Source organism: Kitasatospora sp. NPDC002227 (assembly GCF_040296285.1).
Taxonomy (GTDB): domain Bacteria; phylum Actinomycetota; class Actinomycetes; order Streptomycetales; family Streptomycetaceae; genus Kitasatospora.
In genome coordinates this window covers 1-23,121 of record NZ_JBEOWY010000009.1, presented here as the reverse complement: position 1 = coordinate 23,121, position 23,121 = coordinate 1, and the positions used below count along the sequence as shown (strand labels likewise).

Here is a 23,121-nt window from a genome sequence, read left to right as displayed (position 1 = left end):
CGCCGGGATGTCCCGGCGCCCCCTCCGGGGGTCAGCTACAGGGGGTCAGTCCTGGTCCTGGCCGACGCCGATGATCTTGATGCGGGTCTGGGCCGGGACGGTGAGCGGGGTGCCCGGCTTGGAGTTGGTGGTGAGGTAGGCGGTGAGGAGGTCGAGGTCGGAGGGGCCGACGAGCTTGTCGGTGCCGGTGGCGAAGGCGGGGAAGCCGTCGCCGCCGCCGGCGAGGAACTCGTTGGCGGCCACGCGGTAGGAGGCGGCCGGGTCGACCGGGGTGCCGTTCAGCTGGACGGAGGGGACGACGATGCGGTCGGCGCCCTTCTTGTTCATGTCCAGGGTGTAGGTCAGTCCGGCCGAAGGCTGGAGGATCTTCGGGTTGGCGTCGTTGAGGCCGCTGACCTGCTGCTGGAGCAGGGCGATCAACTGGGCACCGGTCAGGGTCTTGACCTGCATCATGTTGGTGAAGGGCTGGACGGTGAAGGCCTCGGCGTAGGTGACCACGCCGTCGCCCTCGGCGCCGCTGGCCTTGTAGACCAGGTCGGAGCGGATGCCACCGGGGTTCATGAAGGCGACCTGCGCGCCGCCCTTGTCCTTCGCCGAGAGACCGGCCAGCTGCGCGTCGGCGATCACGTCACCGAGCGGCTTCTCGAGGTCCGTGGAGCCACGGCCGTTGATGTCCGCGCCGATGTAGCCGACCGGGCGGTTCGCGATCGGGGCGGCGAGCTTGTTGTAGTACGCGATCAGGGCCGTCATGTCCGGCGCCTTCGGCACGTCCCGCCGCACGACGTGGTTGGCCGCGGTCACCGACGGCCGGATGATCGTGCCGTCCGTCTTGTCCAGCTTGAGGTCGATCTCGGTGTAGAGCCGGCCGAAGGAGGCGGCGCTGGTCACCGAGCGCGGCACGCCGTTCGGGTCCGGGATGGTGCAGGCGTACGCGTTGTGGGTGTGGCCGGTGACGATCGCGCCGACGGCCGGGTCGATCCGGCGGGAGATGTCGACGATCGGGCCGGAGATGCCTTCACCGGCCGGGCCGCAGTCGTAGTTGTACGTGCTGCTGGCCGGGTACCCGCCCTCGTGGATCAGCGCGACGATCGAGTTGACGCCCCGGGCCTTGAGCTCGGCGGCGTACTTGTTGATCGTGGTGACCTCGTTGCCGAACTTGAGGCCCTTGACGCCCTCGGCGGTGACGATGTTGGGCGTGCCCTCCAGCGTGACGCCGATGAAGCCGACCTTGACGCCCCGGACGTTCTTGATCCAGTACGGCGGGAGGATCGGCTTGCCGGTCTTGTCGCTGGTCACGTTGGCGGCCAGGTACTTGAACGAAGCGCCCTCGAAGGTGCGGCCGTCCGCGTAGCAGCCGTCCACCGGGTGGCAGCCGCCGCGCTGCATGCGCAGCAGCTCCTTGGAGCCCTCGTCGAACTCGTGGTTGCCCACGCTGGTGACGTCGAGGCCGAGCTTGTTCATCGCCTCGACGGTCGGCTCGTCGTGGAACAGGCCGGAGAGCAGCGGGCTCGCGCCGACGATGTCACCGGCGGCCACGGTGATCGAGTTGCGCTTGCCCTCGCGGGCCTGGCGCAGCTCGGTGGCCAGGTACTCGATGCCGCCGGCGGGGGTGGAGACGACCTGGCCGGTCTTGGGGTCCATCTCCTTGATGGTGCCGGAGGACCCGGCCGGGGGCTCCAGGTTGCCGTGGAAGTCGTTGATCGCCAGCAGCTGGAGGTCCTCGACCCGGGGCTTGGGGGCGGAGCTGGCCGCGGCCATGTTCGGCGCGACCAGGCTGCCGAGCAGGCCGGCGGCGGCGAAGGTGATCAGAGTGGCGCGGCGAAGGCCACGGCGGGGCGCCGGCTGGCGACCGGAGTTGGGCATGAGAGTCCTCTGCACCGTCGGGGCCCGTGGGGCCCGGAAGTGGACCTGACGGAGTGCAGCCTAGGGTCAACGCGCGTAGCTGTCAGGATGTTGTGAGTAACAAGAGGGTTTCGTGCACCCGAATGATGAGAGCGGCTCACATGCCGGGCTCGGCCGCCAGCTGACGCTCCGCCCGGTCCCGCTCGAGCACCGCGTCCTCCGTCATGGCCCGGTCGGTGTAGACCAGCGGCCGCTCGGCCTCGGTGATGATGTGCTTGACCACCTGCACGTTGCCGTTGACGTCCCAGACCGCGATGCCCGGCGAGAGGGTCGGGATGATCTCCACCGCCCAGCGCGGCAGGCCGAGGACGCGGCCGGTGGCTCTGGCCTCCTCGGCCTTCTGCATGTAGATGGTGCGGGTGGAGGCCATCTTGAGGATCGCCGAGGCCTCCTTGGCGGCCGCGCCGTCCACCACGTCGGAGAGGTGGTGGACGACGGCGACGAAGGAGAGGCCGAGGCGGCGGCCGAACTTGAGGAGCCGCTGGAACAGCTGGGCCACGAACGGGCTGTTGATGATGTGCCAGGCCTCCTCGACCAGGAAGATGCGCTTCTTCCGGTCGGGGCGGATCCAGGTGTGCTCCAGCCAGACGCCGACGATCGCCATCAGGATCGGCATCGCGATGGAGTTGCGGTCGATGTGCGAGAGGTCGAAGACGATCAGCGGCGCGTCCAGGTCGATACCGTCGGTGGTGGAGCCGTCGAACATGCCGCGCAGGTCGCCGTCGACCAGGCGGTCGAGCACCAGCGCCACGTCCAGCCCCCAGGACTGCACGTCGTCCACCGCGACGCCGAGCGACTCCACCGAGGAGAGATCGGGGTTGCGCAGCGTGTCGATGATGTCGTTGAGGACCGGCTGGCGGTCCGTCACCGTGGCGACCACGTGGGCGTGGGCGGCCTTGAGCGCGAAGCCGGCCCGCTCCTCCAGGCCGCGGCCCATCGCCACCTCGATGATGGTGCGCAGCAGCGAGAGCTGGCCGGTGGTGGTGATCGCCGGGTCCAGCGGGTTGAGCTTGACCCCGCCGTCCCGGGCGGCCAGCGGGTCGAGCCGGATGGACTTTATCCCCAGCGCGTTGGCGATCAGGTTCCACTCGCCGACCCCGTCCTCGCCCTGGGCGTCGAGCACCACCACCTGGCGGTCGCGGAAGCGCAGCTGGCGCAGCACGTACGTCTTCTCCAGCGCCGACTTGCCGTTGCCGGACTCGCCGAGCACCAGCCAGTGCGGGGCGGGCAGCTGCTGGCCGTACAGCTGGAAGGGGTCGTAGACGTACCCCTTGCCGCTGTACACCTCGCGGCCGATGATGACGCCGGAGTCGCCCAACCCCGGTGCGGCGGTGGGCAGGTAGACGGCCTGGGCCTGGCCGGTGGAGGTGCGGACCGGCAGTCTGGTCGTCTCGACCTTGCCGAACATCAGGCTGGTGAACGCGTCGGTCAGACTGCCGATCGCCATGGACAGGCCTCCGAAAGGGGTCTAGCGGCGGATGCCGGTGGCGAACGGGAGGGTGTTGACGAAGGCGCGGTGGTGCTCGCGGTCGCACCACTCCAGCTTGAGGTAGCTCTTGCCCGCCGAGGCCCGGATGGTCCGCTTGTCCCGGGCCAGCGCCTCGGGGCTGCGGGAGGAGACCGTGATGTACCCGACCAGGTTGACCCCGGCGGCGCCGGAGGCCAGGTCGTCACCGCGCTGGTCGACCCGGCCGGTGTGGGCGAGGTCGCGCGGGTCGACGGTGCGGTTCATCTTGGCGGCGCGGCTGGACTCGGCGTCGTCGTTGGTCTTCTCGGTGAGCATCCGCTCGATCGCGACATCGGTCGGCTCGAGGTCCATCGTCACGGCGACGGTGCGGATCACGTCCGGGGTGTGCACCAGCAGCGGGGCCAGGAAGTTGACGCCGACCGGGGTCAGTGGCCACTCCTTGATCCAGGCGGTGGCGTGGCACCAGGGCTCGCGGGTGGCCGACTCTCGGGTCTTCGCGGTGAGGAACTGCGGGTGGGTGGCGTCCAGTTCGGCCGGCCAGGCGTTGCGGCGGCTCATCGCCTGGATGTGGTCGATCGGGTGGTCCGGGTCGTACATCGAGTGCAGCAGGGAGGAGAGCCGGGCCTGGCCGAGCGGCTGGCGGACCCGGATGTCGGCCTCCGCGAGCCGGGCGCAGATGTCGGTGAGCTCACGGGCCATCACGGCCGCCAGGCCCTCGTCGTCGCGCTGGCGGGCGCCGACGGCCCCCCGGCCATAGGCGCTGCGGCCCATCGCGTACGCCTCGGCCGCGAGGTCGCGGTTGTAGTGCATGCAGGCGACCAGGTACGCGCGGTGCTGCTCGGAGGAGGTGGAGACCATCGACTGCAGCTGGTCGTAGCTGTCCTTGAGCCAGTTCGGCGCCTGCGGGTCGCCCCGGCGCTCGACGTCCTTGGCGTGCGCGTCCGGGTCGGCCGGGAGGGTGCGGGCCAGGATCTGCAGGCGGGTGACGAAGCCGTCGCCGTTGGCCACGTGCTTGAGCAGGGTGCCGAAGCGGTCGACCAGCGCCTCCTGGTCCTCCGAGTCGCGCAGGCCCACGCCCGGGCCCTCGATCTCGATCGCGGCGGTGACGGTGCGGCGCTCCAGGTGCATCAGCACGCCGACCTCGTCCGGCCCGAACGGCGCGGAGAGCCAGCGCAGCCGGCCCACCCCCGGCGGCGGCCCGATCTCCACCTCGCGGCCGTCCAGGCGGGTGCCGGCGTCGATCACGTCCGACTTCCAGACCGCGCGGCCGCTGCGCACCACCCGGCGGTAACTGCGGTTGATCTCCACCCACTTGTAGAAGGTGCGGCGCCGGTAGGGCACGTAGACCGCCATGATGGCGAGCACCGGCAGGCCGACGAGCCCGGCGATCCGCAGCGGCAGGACGGGCATCAGCAGGCCCCACATCATGCCGAGGAAGGCCCCGAAGATGATCAGGATGATCTCCCCGGACTCCCGGTTGCGGCCGATCGGCGCGTTCGGCCGGGACTTGCCGATCAGATAGGTGCGGCGCTGGTGCACGTACGGCTGGGCGTACTGGGTGCCGTAGCGGGTCTCCGTGCTCATCTACCCCGTCACCCTCCCTTCGCTGGGTTGTTGGCCTGGGTGGCGATCGGTGGGGCCTGCGGCGGCGGGGCGGCGGCCGGGGTGCGGCCGGCGTGGGCGGCGATGCCGGGGGCGACCGAGCCGCCGCCGGAACCGGTGGAGGCGTTGGCCGTCTGCGGGCCGCCGCGCGAGCCGTGCGTGCTGATGCCCTGCTTGACCAGGTTGGCCGGGCCGTTGATCATCGCGGACCCGGCGGACACGGCACTGGCCCGGGCCCGGCGCATCTGCAGCATCTCGTCGCCGAAGCCGGGCACGAAGCGGTAGACCGAGGCACTGGCGAAGATGGAGAGGAAGAGGATCGCGAGGCCGGAGAGCACGTGGGAGAAGTCGTCCCCCGCCCCGGCGGCGCCCGCGACGGCGCCCGCCAGCCCGAGGATGATCACGATGATCGGCTTGGCCAGGTCGACCGCGACCATCACCCCGGCCCAGCGGCGGACGTGCTTCCACAGCTGCTTGTCCACCAGCCCGGCGTACACGGCGGTGCCGAGCAGCGCGCCGACGTAGAGCATCGCGGCCCGGATCAGCAGCTCGATCCAGAGCACGGCGGCGGCCAGCACGGCGACCAGCGAGACGATGATCAGGATCAGCGGCCCGCCGCCCAGGTTGCCCTTCTCCAGGGTGTCGGCGAAGCCGCCCAGGTAGGTGCCGGTGTCGGACTTGGTGCCCGCCGCGATGGCGGTGGTCAGCCCGTCGGTGGCGCTCACCACGGTGTAGAGGATCAGCGGGGTGAAGGCCGAGGCGACCACGGTGAGCCAGAGGAAGCCCACCGCCTCGGAGATCGCCGTGGTCAGCGAGGCGCCGCGCACCGCGCGCTTGGTGACGGCCAGCAGCCAGAGCACCAGGGTGATCACGGTCGACCCGGCGAAGACCACCGCGTACTGCTGCAGGAAGGCCGCGTTGGTGAAGTCCACCTGGGTGGTGCCGTCGATCGCGCTGGAGAGCTTGCGCACCACCCAGGCCGCGGCCTGGGCGCAGCCCTTGGCCAGCGAGCCCAGCGGGTCGGTGACGTCGCCCACCGTGCCGCCGACCCCGCCGACCGCCCCCGCGCCGCCGGGCCCCACCACGGTGGCGCCGCAGGCCTGGGCGGCCGAGGGGATCGGCAGGTTGATGCTGCAGCTCGGGCTCGGCGTCGGGTCGGCGAAGGCCCGGCCGGCGGCCAGCAGCAGCGAGACCTGCAGCCCGGTGAACGCGGTCGAGACCGCGACCACCCGGCGGCGCAGCGAGGACGTACCGTCAGCGGGCATAGCGGAAGCCTCCGAAGTCCTGGACGGCGCGGGTGATCTCGTCTGCGGTGGCGGCCTGCTGGTCCCCCGGGACCGGGGCCGGGCCGGGGGTCTGCGTGAAGTCGGTGACCTTCCAGTCGCTGCCGGTCCAACGCATGGTCAGATCGAGCGTGTACCAGGTCGCCGAGACCGGCTGGGTGGAGTGCTCGCCCGCCAGGCCGGTCAGCCGGGTGCACCAGACGCCGACCTTGGTGGCGGTGTCGGCGCTGTTGGTGGTCTTCGTGCCGACCGGCACGGTGCGGCTGACGAAGGTCAGCCCCTTGGGCGCCTTGCCCTGCGCGTCGAGGCCGAAGGAGGCGAAGGTCTGCGCCGTGTACGCCTGGTCCAGCCGCCCCTGCAGGCCGTCGGCCACGCTCGGGTCGGCCACGGTGGCCACGATGGTGTGCCGGGTGGCGGGCTGGAACATCTCGGCCGAGCCCAGCGCGGCCGCGTAGTTGGCGGCGGCGGACTGCGCCCCCTGGTCGGAGTGCGGGTACCCGCTGCCGATGCCGTGGCTGGTGGTGGTGACCGGCTCCTGCCCGCTGGCGGCGGTGCCCGCCGGGGCGGGGGTGGCCCGGTCCGCCGAGGGCGGCGCGGCGGAGGGGGCGGGCTTGTTCCGGTTGACGATCGAGATCGCCAGCACCAGCAGGGTGACCACCACCAGCACGGCCAGCAGGGTCCGGAGCGGACGGCTGCGCCGGGCACTGGGCTGGTAGACGGACTGTTCGGCGACCGGCAGCCGCGTACGGGTGTGCGGCTGGTCGTCGGACACCGGCACGGCGGCCCCTCCTGGTGCGGGGGGCCCGGGCGGGCCCCGAGTGAACGGGTGAGCCCGGACGGGCTGGTCGCGGGTCAGCTGCTGGTCACAGCCTGGCCCCGCTGACTCTAGTGATCGTCAGATCGCCATACCGTAGACAATGGTGAACAGCGTGCCCAGCGAACCGATGATGAACACGCCGGTCAGCCCGGCGATGATCAGCCCCTTGCCCTGTTCGGCGCTGAAGGTGTCCCTCATCGCGGTGGCGCCGATCCGCTGCTTGGCCGCCCCCCAGACGGCGATCGCGAGGCAGCCGAGGATGGCCACGGCCATCACGACCTCCACCATCACCCGGGCCTCCGAGCCCAGGCTGGCGAACGGCCCCCAGTCGGGGGCGATGCCACCGATGATGGTGTCGATATTGGCCTTCTTGGGTGGGTCCGCGGCCAGTTGGCCGACGACCTTGCTGCCTACGCTCAGGTTCATTTCCATCTCACCGCCCGATCAGGCAAATTCAAGGCCCAGGAGCACGGGTTCGCGAAGGGCCAGGACCTATTCTTGGCCAGATCTGATGTCGACTTGGCTACTTCTCACGGATTGGTCGTGCGACGCCGGACACGTACGACAGGATGTCCACCGTACGAAGGATACCGCTCACTCTTCGTATCTGCGATGATTGCGCTGAGCAACGCCTTCCAGTGCATAGAGAACTGACGCCACGTCGGGATGGTGCTGATGGTACTCCGGAAGGCAGGCACTGCCGCTGTCGCTGCAGGGGTTGTGGCCGTCGGCTTCGTCGGCGTGGTCACTCTCGGTACATTCGCCGCCAGTGGCACCCCCCGCACCGCGGGCAACAGCCTCGCGCTCTCCTCCGGCAGCGTCCCGGCCGCGTACCAGCCGGTGATCCAGAAGTGGGGCACGCTCTGCCCCGAGATCTCGCCCCCGATGCTCGCCGCCCAGCTCTACCAGGAGAGCGGCTTCGACCCCGGCGCCCGCAGCCCTGCCAAGGCCTACGGCATGGCCCAGTTCCTCGAGGCCACCTGGGCCACCTACGGGGTGGACGCCGACGGCGACGGCAAGAAGGACATCTGGAACCCCTCCGACGCCATCGCCTCCGCCGCCACCTACGACTGCGCGCTGGCCAAGGACGTGGCCGCCGTGCCCGGCGACAAGCAGGCCAACATGCTGGCCGCCTACAACGCCGGCCCCTACGCCGTCATCAAGGCCGGCGGCGTCCCCTCCTACCAGGAGACCCAGGGGTACGTGCGCAACATCAAGGCACTGGCCCGGAACTTCACCGCCCCCGTCACCGCCATCGGGCTCTCCGCGCAGTCCGCCGGAGCCATCTACTTCGCCCAGAACGTGCTCGGCACCCCCTACAAGTGGGGCGGCGACGGCGGCGCCGACGACAACGGCCGGTTCGACTGCTCCGGCCTCACCAAGGCCGCCTTCCACAGCGTCGGCATCGAGCTGCCCCGCGTCGCCAACGACCAGTGGTACTCCGGGCCGCACCCCTCCCGCGACCAGCTGCGCCCGGGTGACCTGGTCTTCTTCGCCACCGACATGAACGACCCGCGCTCGATCCACCACGTCGGCATCTACGTCGGCGGCGGGTACATGCTCGACGCCCCGCACACCGGCGCCCTGGTCCGGTACGACAAGATCGACGGGCGGGACTACTTCGGCGCCACCCGGGTCACCCCCGACGGCGCCCAGGCGCTGCCCACCCGCGACCCGAAGACCGGGGCCGTGATCGCCCCCAGCCAGCCGAAGGCCTGAGCCGCCCCGGTTCTGACGGTGTGTGTCACTGCTGTGGACACTCAGTCAAGTTTCCATAACAGGGGGTTTCCGGGGAAACCAGGGGCGGGGGGAGCGCGTTGTGACCGGTGGCGCGGCACAGCGCGCCGGTGAGCGAAAGGGAGGTGCGGCGTGTCGACGCTGCTTGCCGACACGTCCGGCCCCGATCTCGACCTGCTCGAGGCCGTGAACGGGCTGGCCAAGGCCTCCCCCGCCTGGCTGGACGGCACGGTCTCCTGGATCGGCGAGTACGGCATCCTGCTCGGGCTCGCCGCGCTCTGCGCCCTCGGCTGGCTGCAGGCCCGCAGACAGCCGAACGCGCCCGTCGCGGTGGCCGGGCTGCTCTGGGCGCCGCTGGCGGTGGCCCTGTGCGAGCTGGCCAACCTGCCGATCTCCCGGATCGTCGACCGGCCCCGGCCGTTCGTCGACCACCCCGACCTCGACGTGCTGGTCTCCGGCAAGGCCGGGACGCTCTCCTTCGTCTCCGACCACTCGGCGATGTCGATGGGCATCGCGGTCGCGCTCTACCTGGTCAACAAGCGGCTCGGCCTGATCGCCGGGGGCCTGGCCCTGCTCCAGGGCTTCTGCCGGATGTTCATGGGTGTCCACTACCCCACCGACGTGATCGGCGGCTACGCCCTGGCCACCGCCGTGGTCCTGCTGCTCGCCCCGATCGCGATGGCCGTGCTCGTCCCGCTCTGCCACGCGCTGACCCGCACCGCCCTGGCCCCGCTGATCGCCGCACCGGACCGGGGGCGCCGCCGCCGGGCCCCCGTCGAGGAGAGCCGGGGCGAGACGGACCTGGCGGCCTAGCCGCTCTCCCGTGCCAGGTGCTCCTCGCCGTCCCGGCGGGCGCGGTCGCGGGATCTGCGGGCCGGGGCGTACCAGCCGCAGGTGCAGCTGGCGGTGCAGAAGGAGCCCTTCTCGGTCACGGTCACCTGGTGGCTCTCGGCCGGCTTCTCGGTGGGCACGTGCCTCACCGTAGCCTGAGCGCCCCCCGGCGTGCGAAGGGACCCATGCGCCGGGGAGGACGTAACCGCCGCTCCGTCAGGTCGTTGGCAAGGCAAGAGCTCCGCCCATCCGGGGTGGCTGCTTGCCGGGCACCGGCCCGAGGGGGTTCCGTTCCTTTGCAGCCTGTATCGACAATGACGGCCGTACCGACGACGGCCGCACCTGCCAGGGCCGTCCGGGCCGCCGCCGCGGCCGCGCTGCTGGTCGCGGCGCTCACCGCCTGCGGGGGCGGGGGCACCCCCCGCTCCCAGGACGCCGCCGCCGACCAGCTCTCGGCCGACCCGGTCACCGCCGTCCGCGACGCCGCCGACATCACCGGCCGCACCGGCTCCGTCCACGCCGCCACCGAGCTGACCACCGAGTCCAGCGCCAAGAAGGCCTCCTTCACCGGCACCGGCGGCTACGACTACGTGAAGCGGATCGGCCGGCTCGACGTGGACGTCCCGCCCGGCGCCGCCACCACCGGCAAGATCGCCGAGGTGGTCATGCCCGGCATCGTCTACCTGCAGAACAGCGGCGCGCAGAACAGCGGCACCAAGATCCCCGACGGCAAGTGGGTCAAGCTGGACGTCCGTCAGCTCCCCGACGGGAACCTGGTCTCCAGCGGCGCCACCGACCCGGCCAGCGCCACCGGCGCCCTGCGCGGGGTGCTCAAGGCCGAGCTGGTCGGCCCCGAGACGGTCGGCGGCGAGGAGCTCAAGCACTACCGCGGCACCCTCGACCTCGCCAAGGCCGCCGAGGCCACCGGCGGCCGCGGGGCGGACGGGCTGCGGATGGCGGCCCAGACCTTCGTGGTGAAGGAGGTCCCGTACGAGGTGTGGCTGGACGGCCAGGGCCGGGTGCACAAGCTGGTGGAGAACTTCACCTTCGCCGGAGTGGCCGGCTCGAAGGACCCGAAGGACCAGGTCAAGGTGGTCTCCACGGTCTCCCTCACCGAGTTCGGCAAGCCGGTGGAGGCCGCCGAGCCGACGGGCGATCAGCTCTACTCCCCGCCACCGGCCACCCCGGCCAAGTGAGTAGCCCGGCGCGGCGGCAGAGATGACCCGTCCGTGCCATGGGGGGCGACCGCCCCGCTGCCTACGCTGGACCCGGGGGCAGCCGACCCCTGCGGGCTCGGTCGGAGGGGGTGGATGGCAGATGGTCGCGTCCTCGGAGGCCCGTCAGGGCGGGCACGACCAGGCGGCACTCGACGAGATCGAGCTGGCGGGTGAGCTGATGATCGCCGCGACCGCCAGCCCGGAGGAGCGGCTGGCCCCCGAACGGATCGACGAGGTGCTGCTGGACCGCGAGGCGCCGCCGGGATCCTGACGGGCGGCGGTAGGTTACCCCGTACGAGCGGCCGACACCTTCCGAGGTGTCACCCGGTTTGTGCAGATGGGCCGGAGTGCGCCTAGCATCGTTCAGTCCCGCCCCCGCACATCGGAGACCTCCGTGCGTTTTAGCCTGACCCCGAAGGAGACGAGCTTCTACGACATGTTCGCCGCGGCAGCGGAGAACCTCGTCGTCGGATCGAAGCTCCTGCTGGAACTGCTGGGTTCAGACGTGGCCGGCCGCGCGGAGATCGTCGAGCGCATGCGCGCCGCCGAGCACGCGGGAGACGACACCACCCACGCCATCTTCCACCAGCTGAACTCCTCGTTCATCACGCCCTTCGACCGCGAGGACATCTACAACCTCGCGTCCTCGCTGGACGACATCATGGATTACATGGAGGAGGCCGTCGACCTGGTCGTCCTCTACGACATCCAGACCCTCCCCAAGGGTGTCGAGCAGCAGATCGAGGTGCTGGCCCGGGCCGCCGAGCTGACCGCCGAGGCGATGCCGAACCTGCGCTCGATGTCGAACCTCACCGAGTACTGGATCGAGGTCAACCGGCTGGAGAACCAGGCCGACCAGATCCACCGCAAGCTGCTCGCCCACCTCTTCAGCGGCCAGTACGAGGCGATCGAGGTGCTGAAGCTCAAGCAGGTCGTGGACGTGCTGGAGGAGGCGGCCGACGCCTTCGAGCACGTGGCCAACACGGTGGAGACCATCGCCGTCAAGGAGTCCTGACCGCGTGGACATGGCAGCACTCATCGCCGTCGTCGGGGTGGCGTTCTTCTTCACCTACACCAACGGCTTCCACGACTCCGCCAACGCGATCGCGACCTCGGTCTCCACCCGGGCGCTGACCCCCCGGGCGGCGCTCGGGATGGCCGCCGTGATGAACCTGGCCGGCGCCTTCCTCGGCACCGGCGTCGCCAAGACCGTCTCCGAGGGCCTGATCGAGACCCCGACCGGCTCGCAGGGCATGACCATCCTGTTCGCCGCCCTGGTCGGCGCGATCGCCTGGAACCTGATCACCTGGTACTTCGGCCTCCCGTCCTCCTCCTCGCACGCCCTCTTCGGCGGCATGGTGGGCGCGGCGCTGGCCGGGGGCACCGAGGTGATCTGGCACGGCGTGGTCGAGAAGATCGTCGTCCCGATGATCGTCTCGCCGGTGGTCGGCCTGATCGCCGGCTTCCTGGTGATGCTGGCGATCCTGTGGATCTTCCGGAAGGCCAACCCGCACCGGGCCAAGCGCAACTTCCGGGTCGCGCAGACCGCCTCGGCGGCCGCGATGGCGCTCGCGCACGGTCTCCAGGACGCCCAGAAGACGATGGGCATCGTGGTCATGGCGCTCACCATCTCGGGCCACCAGCACGGCCACGAGATCCCGATCTGGGTCAAGATCTCCTGCGCCACCATGCTCTCGCTGGGCACCTACGCGGGCGGCTGGCGGATCATGCGCACCCTGGGCCGCAAGATCATCGAGCTGGACCCGCCGCAGGGCTTCGCCGCCGAGGCGACGGCCGCGACGATCATGTACATCACGTCCTTCGTCTTCAAGGCGCCGATCTCCACCACCCACGTGATCACCTCGGCGATCATGGGCGCGGGCGCCACCAAGCGGGTCCGCGCGGTGCGCTGGGGCGTGGCGAAGAACATCGTGCTCGGCTGGTTCATCACCATGCCGGCCGCCGCGCTCGTCGCGGCGGTCTGCTACTGGATCACCAACGCGATCTTCGGCTAGAGCCGGGTACGAGAAAGAGCAGAGCCCGCCCCCACATCACGGGGGCGGGCTCTTCGTACTCCGTGGCGGCACCGCCATGCAGCGCCACGGAGTAGTCGTGGGGGATGGAGCGGTTCAGCCGAAGCGGCCGGAGATGTAGTCCTCGGTCGCCTGCACGGACGGGTTGGAGAAGATCCGCTGGGTGTCGTCCAGCTCGATCAGCTTGCCCGGCTGGCCGACACCGGCCAGGTTGAAGAAGGCGGTGCGGTCCGAGACGCGGGCCGCCTGCTGCATGTTGTGCGTCACGATGACGATCGTGAACTGCGACTTCAGCTCGCTGATCAGGTCCTCGACCGCGAGGGTCGAGATCGGGTCGAGCGCCGAGCAGGGCTCGTCCATCAGCAGGACCTGGGGCTCGACCGCGATGGCGCGGGCGATGCACAGCCGCTGCTGCTGGCCGCCGGAGAGGCCGGAGCCCGGCTTGTTCAGGCGGTCCTTGACCTCGTTCCAGAGGTTGGCGCCCTGGAGGGACTTCTCCACCACGCCGTCCAGGACGGACTTCTTCTTGACCCCGGCGAGCTTCAGACCGGCGACCACGTTCTCGTAGATCGACATGGTCGGGAAGGGGTTCGGGCGCTGGAAGACCATCCCGACGGTGCGGCGCACGGCGACCGGGTCGATCGAGGCACCGTACAGGTTCTCGTCGTCCAGCAGGACCTTGCCCTCGACCCGGGCGCCGGGGATCACCTCGTGCATGCGGTTGAGCGTGCGCAGGAAGGTCGACTTGCCGCAGCCGGAGGGGCCGATGAAGGCCGTCACGGAGCGGGGCTCGATGGTCATCGAGATGTCCTCGATGGCCTTGGTGGTGCCGTAGTAGGCGGACAGTCCGCTGACGTCGATGCGCTTGGCCATGATGTTTCCTTCAGTCTTCTTCGTCAGTCGGGCGGTCAGTGGCCGGCCTTGGGCGAGCGCCAGCGGGCGATGCCTCGCGCGATGAGGTTGAGACCCATCACGAAGACGATCAGCACCAGGGCGGCACCCCAGGCTCGGGCGTAGCCGAAGTCGTTGTTGACGTTGGCGTACTGCTGCCAGATGAACAGCGGCAGGTTGGCCTGCGGGCCGTTGAACGGATCCGTGTTGATCGCGTCGGCACCGAAGACCAGCATCATCACCGGGGCGGTCTCGCCCGTGATACGGGCCACGGCGAGCATGACGCCGGTGGTGATCCCGCCGATGGCCGTCGGGATGACGATCTGCAGGATCGTCTTCCACTTCGGCACACCGAGTGCGTACGAGGCCTCCCGCAGCTCGTTCGGGACGAGCTTGAGCATCTCCTCGGTGGAGCGCACGACGACCGGCAGCATCAGGATGGCCAGCGCGAGGCTGCCCGAGAAGCCGGAGTACTGGAAGCCGAGCGCGAGGTTCCAGACCGAGAGGACGAACAGACCGGCGACGATGGACGGCACACCCGTCATGACGTCGACGAAGAAGGTGACCGCCTTGGCGAGCCGGCCGCGGCCGTACTCCACCAGGTAGACGGCGGTCAGCAGACCGATCGGTGCGGCCATCGCGGTGGCGAGGCCGACCTGCTCCAGCGTGCCGATGATGGCGTGGTAGATACCGCCACCGGGGCCGGAGGGGATGATGTTGCGCATCGAGTGGCTGAGGAAGTTGCCGTCCACCACCTTGGCGCCCTGCTGGACGGTGTAGATCGTCAGCGAGGCGAGCGGGAGCACGGCGGCCACGAAGGCGACCCAGACCACCGAGGTGGCGAGCCGGTCCTTGGCCTGGCGGCGGCCCTCGACCTTGGCCGAGACGCCGTAGCTGATGACCAGGAAGAGCACAGCGGCGATCAGGCCCCACTGCAGGTGGCTCTTCAGTCCGCCCCCGGCGCCGATGGCGGCACCGAGCGCGACCGACAGGACGGCCACCCCGGCGGGGGCCCACTTGGGCAGCCGGGCGTTGGTGAGGTTGCGGCTCAGCTGCGGAGCGGGGCGCGAGTCAACGGTCACGGTGCTCATGCGACCCTCCTCGCTGCGCTCGTCGGGGTGCAAGAGCACCATGCGCGCCTCTCCATGATTCGCTCGCTCCGCTCGCTCATGCGTTGGCCCCCGAGTACTCCTTGCGGCGCGCGATGATCAGACGGGCGGCGCCGTTCACCAGCAGGGTGATGACGAACAGGACGAGACCGGAGGCCATCAGGGCGTCCCGGCCGAAGGACGAGGCCTCGCCGAACTTCAGCGCGATGTTCTGCGCGAAGGTGCCGCTGCCCAGGTCGAGCACGTGCAGCGAGAGCTTGCTGTTGGGCGAGAGCACGGTGGCCACGGCGACGGTCTCGCCGAGCGCACGGCCCAGGCCGAGCATCGAGGCCGAGATGATGCCGGGCTTGCCGAAGGGGATCACCGCGGTGCGGACCATCTCCCAGCGGGTCGCGCCGAGGGCGAGCGCCGCCTCCTCGTGCGTCCGCGGCACCTGCCGGAAGACCTCGCGGGTCACGGCGGTGATGATCGGGAGGATCATGATCGCCAGCAGCACGCCGACCGTGAACAGGTTGCGCGGGGTGACCCCGGCCTGGGTCTGGTCGAAGACGTACGTCCAGCCGAGGTAGGTGTCCATCCAGGACGTCAGGCCGGCCATGTGCGGCACCAGCCAGAGCACGCCCCACAGGCCGTAGACGATGCTGGGGACGGCGGCGAGCAGGTCGACCAGGTAGGCGAATGGCTGGGCGATCTTCTTCGGCGCGTAGTGCGAGATGAAGAGCGCGATCCCGATCGCGACCGGCACGGCGATCGCCATCGCGATGACCGCGCTGACCACCGTGCCGAAGGCCAGGACGGCGACGCCGAAGACCGGCTTCGTGATGTTGTCCGGGTCCCACTCGAAGGTGGTGAGGAAGTTGCCCTGGTTCTTGCCGAGGGCCAGGCCCGAGCGCCAGGCCAGGAAGCCCGCGATGGCGGCCATGACCACCAGCAGCAGGATGCCCGCGCCCCGGGAGAGGTTGAAGAACACGGCGTCGCCGCGTCGGCTGTCCGACCGGCGGCGGTCCCTGCCGCGTGTGGCGGTAGGGGGGGATGAAGTCATGATGGTCTACTCCGGTCTGGCGGCGCTGCCCCGTGGAGGGCGGCACCTGGCGGCGGTGCCCCGGACGTGCTTCGTGGTTCTGACCGGCGGACGGCCCTGCCCCCCGATGAGGGCCGCCCGGCCGGTGTTCAGTTGGTCCCGCGGGTGGTGCTGGAGGGTCAGGCGAGGGCGCCGACGGCGGCCTTCACCTTGGCGGCGAGCTCGGCCGGCAGCGGCACGTAGCCCTTGGCGCCGATGGCCTGCTGGCCGGCGTCGCTGATGGTGTAGTTCAGGAAGGACTTGAGGGCGTCCAGCGTCTCGGGCTTGTTGCCCTTGTCGCAGACGATCTCGTAGGTGACCAGGACGATCGGGTAGGCACCCTCGGCCTTGGTCGCGTAGTCCAGCGAGAGGGCCAGGTCCGCACCGGTGCCGGCGACCTTGGCGTTCGCGAAGGTGGTGGCGGCGTTGGCGGCGGTGGCCTCGACCGGCTTGGCAGCGCCGGTGGCGATCTGCGCGCTCTTCAGGTTGTTGGTCTGGGCGTAGGAGAGCTCGACGTAGGAGATCGAGTTCTTGACCTGCTTGACCTGGGCCGAGACACCGGCGGACTGGGCGGCGGCCTGGCCACCCTTGCCCTTCCAGGTCTTGCTCGGGTCGTAGGTCCAGGCGCCGCCACCGGCCTTGGAGAAGTAGGTGGTGAGGTTGGCCGTGGTGCCCGAGTCGTCCGAGCGGTGGATCGCCTGGATCGGGGCGTCCGGCAGGGTGGCGCCCGGGTTCAGCTTGGCGATCGCCGGGTCGTTCCACTTGGTGATCTGCGAGTCGAAGATCTTCGCGGTGGTCGGGCCGTCGAGGACCAGGTTGTCGAGGCCGTCCACGTTGTAGACGATCGAGACGAGACCGGCGACCATCGGCAGGTCGATGCCCTGGCCGGTCTTGCAGACGGCCTTGGAGGCCTCGACCTCGGCCGGCTTGAGGGCCGAGTCGGAGCCGGCGAAGGCGATCTTGCCCTGGTTGAACTGCTGGACACCGGCGCCCGAGCCGCCGCCACCGTAGGTGATCGTGGTGCCGGAGCAGGCGCTGCCGAAGGCGGCCTTCCAGACGTCGATCGCGTTGCCCTGCGCGGTGGAGCCCGCGGCGAGCAGGTTGCCGCCCTTGCCGCAGTCGATCTTCGACGCGGCGGCGGAGCCGGCCGCGGAACCGCTCGGGGTCGGGGCCGGGTTGTTGTCGGAGCCGCACGCAGCGAGCGACAGCGAGCTGACGAGCGCCATGGCACCGATTGCGAGGGCCTTGGTGCGGCCGTTCCGCTGGAGCTTCACAGGGTGTCCCTTTCTGTGGCTCAACCTCCGTCCGGCAGACCTGAAAAGGCCTTGCGGCGGGGGAGGTTTTGCTGTGGTCCGGGGCCCGTACGGCCCTCCGGTGATACCGAAGTTAGGCCGGGTAGGTGACGCATCAGGCGGTCGTAAGTGAACGGACGGTGAACCTCGAACGGATGACAGGAAACACCGCCCGGTAGTAACGGTTGCGTCACGGCCAAGACTCGGCAAGGTCAACCAGGTTGCCGGTCACCCCGCGAGCGCCGCCAGCAACGCGTCCACCAACACCTGGTCCCGCTCATGGGTCAGCCGCTCCCGCGCCTTGCGCGGCGAGAGCCACTCCAACCGGTCCACCTCACGGTTGGGCACGAACACCCCGTCGGTCGGCACCGCCGCCCAGTACCGGACCTCCTTCGGCCGCCCCTGGGCCCGGTAGTGCTGCGTCGGCAGCTCCGCCCCCAGCAGGCAGGACAGGCCGGTCTCCTCCCGGACCTCGCGCAGCGCCGCCGCCCGCCAGCCCTCCCCCGGCTCCAGCTTGCCCTTCGGGAAGCTCCAGTCGTCGTACTTCGGCCGGTGCACCAGCGCCAGCCGGGGCTTCTTCCGCGTCCAGCCGTCCTTCTTCAACGGCCCCGGCACCCACAGCACCGCCCCCGCCGCCAACACCGTGGAGCGCCGCCGGGGCAGCGGCGCGGCCACGCCGAAGGAGTCGCTGCGGTACGAGCGCTGCGGTGCGCTCAGACGGTCGCCCATGCATGCCATCCGTGATGCGGGAGTTTCGGCCACTGGTGGCCGAAGGCGTACCGGGCCGCCTCCACCTCCAGTCGCTGATCAGCATGCACCACCCCGAGCACGTAGGCCGTCGCCGGGGTGATCCTCGGCGTCCGAGCCGCCGTCGCCACCGTCACCGCCGCGTCCGCCGCCTCCTGGTGGCGGGCCAGCGTCCCGTCCGCCTCGTCCAGCTCCGCCGAGGGTGCCCCGCACACGTCCAGCGCGTACCGGGCCCGCTTCACCAGGATCCGCACCCGCAGCCACGGCGCGTCGTCCGCCGCCACCACCGCGTCCCCGTCCCTGGGCTCGGCGCCCCGCGCCTGGGGCACCAGCGCCGGCCGCAGCCCCAGCCGGTGCAGCCCCTCACCGCCGTACGGCGTGGCCGAGCGCAGCAACGGCAGCAGCTCGACCCCCGCCCCCAGCGCCGCCAGCGCCGCCGCCGCCTGCGGCAGCAGCACCCCCGCCCGCTGGGCCCGCACCCCCGGCACCAGCGGCGTCTCGCCCGCCAGCAGCGTCATCCGGTCCGCCAGCGCGTGCAGCCGGGCCGACCGCAGCTCCTGCAGCAGCGCGCTGTGCGCACGCGTCCGGGCCAGCGTCAGCTGGCGCTCGAGCAGCGCCCGGGCCTTCGGGGCACCCGCGTGGCCGGCCAGCATCCCCGGGCCGCCCGGATCCGTCTCGCTCAGCGAGTCCACCGCCGCCAGCAGCCGCTCGCCCCGCCGCACCAGCGCCGGCTCCTGCGCCAGCAGGTCCAGCAGCCAGCGCAGCTCCGCCCTGGTCTCCTGCGCCCAGGCCGGCTCGAAGGCCGCGCCGAAGGTGTGCAGCGCACCGCCGATCCGCCGCACGCAGCGCAGCAGCTCCGCCGTACCGGCCGCCCCGGACGCCGCCCGCTCCCCCGGTCTCGCCCCGGCCTCCCCGACCGCCTGCGGCAGGGCACGCAGGAACACCCCCGCCTGCGCGGTGAGGTGGCCGGAGAGCAACTCCCCGGCGGTGGCGCTGGCGTCGGCCGTCGTCCGGGCCGGCATCGGCACGTCGGTCATGGCAGGTAAACCTCGTCCCCCGAGGGCCTCGCCCCCGGGGACGTCCCCGGGGGCTGATGTGGCGGTGCTGCTGGCTGGGTGCACTGGTGGTCGGTGCGCCGACGGCGGGGTCAGCGCGTCCCGGAGGAGCTCCGGCGGCGCGTCCGGGAGTCGATCAGGAGCTCCTGGACGTCCCGCAGGCGCCTGCCCTCGGTGTCCTGCGAGTGCCTGGTCCACGTCCCGTCCGGGCCCAGGTGCCAGGACTCGGTCTCGTCCGACATCCCCAGGTCGATCAACCCGGAGAGCTCGGCCCGGTGCGCCGGGTCGGTCACCCGCACCAGCGCCTCGATCCGGCGGTCCAGGTTGCGGTGCATCATGTCGGCGCTGCCGAACCACACCTCCGGCTCACCCCCGTTGCCGAACACGAAGATCCGCGAGTGCTCCAGGAACCGCCCGAGCACACTGCGCACCCGGACGTTCTCGCTCAGACCCGGCACCCCCGGCCGGATCGCGCAGATCCCGCGCACCCACACGTCCACCGGCACCCCCGCCTGGGAGGCCCGGTAGAGCGCGTCGATCAGCTCCTCGTCCACGATCGAGTTCAGCTTCAGCTTCACCCCGGCGGGCCGCCCGGCCCGGTGGTGCGCGATCTCCCCGTGGATCCGGGAGACCAGCCCGTCCCGCAGCCCGCGCGGCGCCGTCAGCAGCCGTCGGTACGACTCCCGGCGGCTGTACCCCGACAGCCGGTTGAACAGGTCGGACAGGTCCGCGCCCATCTGCGGGTCCGCCGTCAGCAGGCCGATGTCCTCGTACAGGCGGGCCGTCTTCGGGTGGTAGTTGCCGGTGCCCACGTGCGAGTAGCGCCGCAGGATGTCACCCTCCTGCCGGACCACCAGCGAGAGCTTGCAGTGCGTCTTCAGCCCCACCAGGCCGTACACCACATGGCAGCCCGCCTCCTCCAGCTTGCGGGCCCACTTGATGTTGGCCTGCTCGTCGAAGCGCGCCTTGATCTCGACCAGAACCAGCACCTGCTTGCCGGACTCGGCCGCGTCGATCAGCGCGTCCACGATCGGCGAGTCACCCGAGGTGCGGTACAGCGTCTGCTTGATCGCCAGCACGTCCGGATCGGCCGCGGCCTGCTCCAGGAAGGCCTGCACCGAGGTCGAGAACGAGTCGTACGGGTGGTGCAGCAGCACGTCCCGCTCGCGCATGGCCGCCAGGATGTCCGGCTGCGAGGCCGACTCCACGTCGGTCAGCCCGCGCGCCGTGCCCGCCACGAACTTCGGGTACTTCAGCTCCGGCCGGTCCAGACCCGCGATCCCGAACAGCCCGGTCAGGTCCAGCGGCCCCGGCAGCGGGAAGACCTCGGCCTCGGTGATGTTCAGCTCGCGCACCAGCAGGTCGAGGATGTAGGGGTCGATCGACTCCTCCACCTCGAGCCGCACCGGCGGCCCGAACCGACGGCGCATCAGCTCCTTCTCCAGCGCCTTCAGGATGTTCTCGGTGTCGTCCTCCTCCACCTCCAGGTCCTCGTTGCGAGTGACCCGGAAGGCGTGGTGCGCCAGCACCTCCATCCCCGGGAAGAGCTCCTCCAGGTGAGCCCCCATCACGTCCTCCAGCGGCACGTACCGCTGCGGCGACGCCTCCAGGAACCGCGCCAGCGACTGCGGCACCTTCACCCGGGCGAAGTGCTTGTGCCCCGAGACGGGGTTGCGCACCACGACGGCCAGGTTGAGGCTCAGCCCCGATATGTACGGGAACGGGTGCGCCGGGTCGACCGCCAGCGGGGTCAGCACGGGGAAGATCTTCGCCCGGAACAGCGTGTGCAGGCGGCCCTGCTCCTTGTCCGTCAGCTCCGACCAGCGGACCAGCTCGATGCCCTCGGCCGCCAGATCGGCCAGCACCTCGTGCTGGAAGGTCGCCGCGTGGCGGGCCATCAGCTCGCGCGAGCGGGTCCAGATCTGGTCCAGCACCTCGCGCGGCTGCAGGCCGGAGGCCGAACGCGTCGCCACCCCCGTGGCGATCCGGCGCTTCAGGCCGGCCACCCGGACCATGAAGAACTCGTCCAGGTTGCTCGCGAAGATCGCCAGGAACTTGGCCCGCTCGAGCAGCGGGATCTGGGCGTCCTCGGCCAGCTCCAGGACCCGCTCGTTGAACGCCAGCCAGCTGCGCTCGCGGTCCAGGAAGCGGCCCTCGGGCAGCTCACCGAGCTCCGTCAGGTCGATGGCGTGGCTGACGCCGTTGAGGGACTCGAGGGGGAGCGAGGTGGCGACGGTGGTGGCCGTCGAGCCCGGTTGGCCGGCGCCTTGGGCGCCACCGGTCTCCCGGGCAAGGTGGGCAGGGCGGGGGACGCTCATGGGTTCCAGCTCCTCCAGCAGGACGAGGTCCGAGTGTCTGTCCCGGTACCCGTCCGAGTGGGGGACCAACTCCCAACCACCGGGCGCGGCCGTCGGCCGACCGTCCTCCCGGGGGTCTCCCGGGGTGCGGTCGGCCGCGCGCGGGCGAGGCACTGCTGACGTCATCCTGTGATCTTCGCGGCGGCAATTTAATCCACGGTAAACACCGCATGGCCAGGAGGAAAGCTGAGTCGGTCACCCCCGTGAGCCGCCGCAACACCCAGCGTGAGGTGCCGCGTCAGCCCCGCTTGCCGGCGCTCTCCACCCTGTACATCAGGTCGATCTCGTGGATGGTGAAACCAAGCCTCTCGTACACCCGGACGGCGGCCGAATTGTCGGCGTCCACGTAGAGCATCACGGTGTCCTGCTTGCGCTCCAGCGCCAGGTGGCGCAGGCCGATCGCCGTCAGCGCCCGGCCCAGTCCGTTGCCCTGCTCCGCCGGGTCCACCCCGACCACGTAGACCTCGCCGAGGCCCTCCGGGTGCACCTTCGTCCAGTGGAAGCCGACCACCTTCTCGTCCGCGCCCGTGCCCCGGACGGCGAGGAAGAAGCCCTCCGGGTCGAACCACGGCTCGGCCACCCGGTCCGCCAGGTCCTGCTCCGTCCAGGCGCCCTGCTCCGGGTGGTGGGCGAAGGCCAGCGCGTTGAGCGCCAGCCACTGCGGCCCGTCCCGGTCCGGCCGGAAGGTCCGCACCGTCACACCCTCGGGCAGCGGCGGCAGCTCCGCCGCCTCGGTGGCCGGCGTGGACGGCCGCCGCATCTGCCGCAGCTCGCGCACCAGCTCCGCGCCGTACACCTCCGCCAGGTGCCGGGCCGCCGGGTGCCCCCCGTGCGCCCAGAACTCCACCGCACCATCGGGCGCCGCCTCCGCGGCGGCCGCCAGCACCGCATCGACCAGATCCCGCCCGAAGCCCCGCCCGCGCTGCCCCGGCACCACCGCCAGCTCGGCCGTCCCGGACTTCCCCTCACCCGGGGTCTCCAGCTGCGCGTACCCGACGTCCTCGCGGTGGTCACCCTGGACGGCCGACTGCAGCAGATGCACGATCCCGGCCCGCGGCTCCGAGGCCTTCAGCCGCAGCCGCCCCTGCTCGGACACCGCCTGGCGCTCGTCCGTCACCGCCGCCACCCCGAGGATCTCGGCAGCGGCACGGGACTCGCCCTCGGAGAGCACCGGCGAGGTGACCACCAGGCTCTCGACCTGTCCGAGGTTCACCGAACGGGAACGGCGGGGCTGCGGGTGCTGGCCGGCGTTGGCGGCCGCGTGGGAGTTCGAGGCAGTCATGGCACGACCTTACGCCGTGTCAGCGGCGGGTGGCGGAGTGACCGAGGGTTCTGTCAGCTCGGCCGGAAAATTTCTTCGGTGGAAATCCCCGGAAATGCGAGAAGCCCCGACCGGTTTCCCGGTCGGGGCTTCTCTGAAAAATTGTTCGGCGGCGTCCTACTCTCCCACAGGGTCCCCCCTGCAGTACCATCGGCGCTGTGAGGCTTAGCTTCCGGGTTCGGAATGTAACCGGGCGTTTCCCTCACGCTATGACCACCGAAACACTATGAAACTGTCAACCGCACCACACCCGTCCTGACGGTGTGGGGTCGTTGTTTCAGAACAACACAGTGGACGCGAGCAACTGAGGACAAGCCCTCGGCCTATTAGTACCGGTCAGCTCCACCCATTACTGGGCTTCCACATCCGGCCTATCAACCCAGTCGTCTACTGGGAGCC

Annotated in this window: 21 protein-coding genes and 2 rRNA genes; 6 read left to right on the top strand and 17 right to left on the bottom strand. The window is 70.8% G+C overall.

The annotated features are described in order from the left end of the window. Window positions 1–45 precede the first annotated feature (45 nt). The 6 genes from ABT095_RS10590 to ABT095_RS10565 form a co-directional block, all read right to left on the bottom strand. Window positions 46–1,863, bottom strand: coding sequence for a 5'-nucleotidase C-terminal domain-containing protein (locus ABT095_RS10590; protein WP_350528955.1), 1,818 nt, complete (start codon window positions 1,861–1,863; stop codon window positions 46–48). 136 nt (window positions 1,864–1,999) lie between these two features. Beyond that, window positions 2,000–3,349, bottom strand: a complete 1,350-nt coding sequence (locus tag ABT095_RS10585; RefSeq protein ID WP_350528954.1) for an ATP-binding protein — start codon at window positions 3,347–3,349, stop codon at window positions 2,000–2,002. Window positions 3,350–3,370: 21 nt separating this feature from the next. Next, on the bottom strand, window positions 3,371–4,954 hold the full coding sequence (locus ABT095_RS10580) for an SCO6880 family protein (protein WP_350528953.1): 1,584 nt from the start codon (window positions 4,952–4,954) through the stop codon (window positions 3,371–3,373). Between the two features lie 8 nt (window positions 4,955–4,962). Next, window positions 4,963–6,237 carry a hypothetical protein gene (locus ABT095_RS10575; RefSeq protein WP_350528952.1) on the bottom strand — a complete coding sequence of 425 codons (1,275 nt, stop codon included), beginning with the start codon at window positions 6,235–6,237 and terminating at the stop codon, window positions 4,963–4,965. Continuing rightward, window positions 6,227–7,033, bottom strand: a complete 807-nt coding sequence (locus tag ABT095_RS10570; RefSeq protein WP_350528951.1) for a hypothetical protein — start codon at window positions 7,031–7,033, stop codon at window positions 6,227–6,229. Before ABT095_RS10570 ends, ABT095_RS10575 begins: the two co-directional genes overlap by 11 nt. 117 nt (window positions 7,034–7,150) lie before the next feature. Then, window positions 7,151–7,498: a DUF8827 family protein gene (locus ABT095_RS10565; RefSeq protein ID WP_350529120.1), complete on the bottom strand. Its 348-nt coding sequence runs from the start codon at window positions 7,496–7,498 to the stop codon at window positions 7,151–7,153. 249 nt (window positions 7,499–7,747) lie between these two features. Between ABT095_RS10565 and ABT095_RS10560 the strand changes: the two genes are divergently transcribed. Then, on the top strand, window positions 7,748–8,791 hold the full coding sequence (locus ABT095_RS10560; protein ID WP_350528950.1) for a C40 family peptidase: 1,044 nt from the start codon (window positions 7,748–7,750) through the stop codon (window positions 8,789–8,791). Window positions 8,792–8,941: 150 nt separating this feature from the next. After that, on the top strand, window positions 8,942–9,622 hold the full coding sequence (locus tag ABT095_RS10555) for a phosphatase PAP2 family protein (protein ID WP_350528949.1): 681 nt from the start codon (window positions 8,942–8,944) through the stop codon (window positions 9,620–9,622). Here ABT095_RS10555 and ABT095_RS10550 read toward each other — a convergent pair. Beyond that, window positions 9,619–9,780: a hypothetical protein gene (locus ABT095_RS10550; protein ID WP_350528948.1), complete on the bottom strand. Its 162-nt coding sequence runs from the start codon at window positions 9,778–9,780 to the stop codon at window positions 9,619–9,621. The genes ABT095_RS10555 and ABT095_RS10550 overlap by 4 nt on opposite strands. A 174-nt stretch (window positions 9,781–9,954) precedes the next feature. Between ABT095_RS10550 and ABT095_RS10545 the strand changes: the two genes are divergently transcribed. The 4 genes from ABT095_RS10545 to ABT095_RS10530 all read left to right on the top strand — a co-directional run bounded on the left by ABT095_RS10545 (window position 9,955) and on the right by ABT095_RS10530 (window position 12,872). Continuing rightward, on the top strand, window positions 9,955–10,836 hold the full coding sequence (locus ABT095_RS10545; RefSeq protein ID WP_350528947.1) for an SCO4651 family lipoprotein: 882 nt from the start codon (window positions 9,955–9,957) through the stop codon (window positions 10,834–10,836). Between the two features lie 121 nt (window positions 10,837–10,957). Further along, window positions 10,958–11,128: a hypothetical protein gene (locus ABT095_RS10540; RefSeq protein ID WP_350528946.1), complete on the top strand. Its 171-nt coding sequence runs from the start codon at window positions 10,958–10,960 to the stop codon at window positions 11,126–11,128. Window positions 11,129–11,251: 123 nt separating this feature from the next. Then, window positions 11,252–11,872: a DUF47 domain-containing protein gene (locus ABT095_RS10535; protein WP_104817749.1), complete on the top strand. Its 621-nt coding sequence runs from the start codon at window positions 11,252–11,254 to the stop codon at window positions 11,870–11,872. Between the two features lie 4 nt (window positions 11,873–11,876). Continuing rightward, window positions 11,877–12,872: an inorganic phosphate transporter gene (locus ABT095_RS10530; protein WP_350528945.1), complete on the top strand. Its 996-nt coding sequence runs from the start codon at window positions 11,877–11,879 to the stop codon at window positions 12,870–12,872. Between the two features lie 114 nt (window positions 12,873–12,986). Here the strand turns inward: ABT095_RS10530 and pstB are convergent, their stop codons facing one another. From pstB to ABT095_RS10480, 10 genes are all read right to left on the bottom strand, one after another. Beyond that, the gene (gene pstB / locus ABT095_RS10525; protein ID WP_350528944.1) at window positions 12,987–13,763 is read right to left on the bottom strand and encodes a phosphate ABC transporter ATP-binding protein PstB; all 777 of its coding nucleotides are present in this window, start codon (window positions 13,761–13,763) and stop codon (window positions 12,987–12,989) included. Window positions 13,764–13,798: 35 nt separating this feature from the next. Beyond that, window positions 13,799–14,872, bottom strand: coding sequence for a phosphate ABC transporter permease PstA (gene pstA / locus ABT095_RS10520; protein ID WP_350528943.1), 1,074 nt, complete (start codon window positions 14,870–14,872; stop codon window positions 13,799–13,801). A 76-nt stretch (window positions 14,873–14,948) separates the two neighbouring features. After that, a complete protein-coding gene (pstC, locus tag ABT095_RS10515; protein ID WP_350528942.1) occupies window positions 14,949–15,932 on the bottom strand; it encodes a phosphate ABC transporter permease subunit PstC in 984 nt (327 codons plus the stop codon). Between the two features lie 158 nt (window positions 15,933–16,090). Then, a complete protein-coding gene (gene pstS / locus ABT095_RS10510) occupies window positions 16,091–17,224 on the bottom strand; it encodes a phosphate ABC transporter substrate-binding protein PstS (RefSeq protein ID WP_350528941.1) in 1,134 nt (377 codons plus the stop codon). Between the two features lie 246 nt (window positions 17,225–17,470). Next, window positions 17,471–17,971 (bottom strand): NUDIX hydrolase, encoded by a 501-nt coding sequence (locus ABT095_RS10505; RefSeq protein WP_350528940.1) that lies wholly within the window; start codon window positions 17,969–17,971, stop codon window positions 17,471–17,473. Next, window positions 17,956–19,026, bottom strand: a complete 1,071-nt coding sequence (locus tag ABT095_RS10500; RefSeq protein ID WP_350528939.1) for a CHAD domain-containing protein — start codon at window positions 19,024–19,026, stop codon at window positions 17,956–17,958. Before ABT095_RS10500 ends, ABT095_RS10505 begins: the two co-directional genes overlap by 16 nt. Before the next feature lie 110 nt (window positions 19,027–19,136). Beyond that, a complete protein-coding gene (locus ABT095_RS10495) occupies window positions 19,137–21,362 on the bottom strand; it encodes an RNA degradosome polyphosphate kinase (RefSeq protein ID WP_350528938.1) in 2,226 nt (741 codons plus the stop codon). A gap of 277 nt (window positions 21,363–21,639) precedes the next feature. Next, on the bottom strand, window positions 21,640–22,683 hold the full coding sequence (gene mshD, locus ABT095_RS10490) for a mycothiol synthase (RefSeq protein WP_502884850.1): 1,044 nt from the start codon (window positions 22,681–22,683) through the stop codon (window positions 21,640–21,642). Between the two features lie 143 nt (window positions 22,684–22,826). Next, window positions 22,827–22,943, bottom strand: a 5S ribosomal RNA gene (rrf, locus tag ABT095_RS10485). An 85-nt stretch (window positions 22,944–23,028) separates the two neighbouring features. Beyond that, a 23S ribosomal RNA gene (locus ABT095_RS10480) occupies window positions 23,029–23,121 on the bottom strand; the annotation flags it as partial.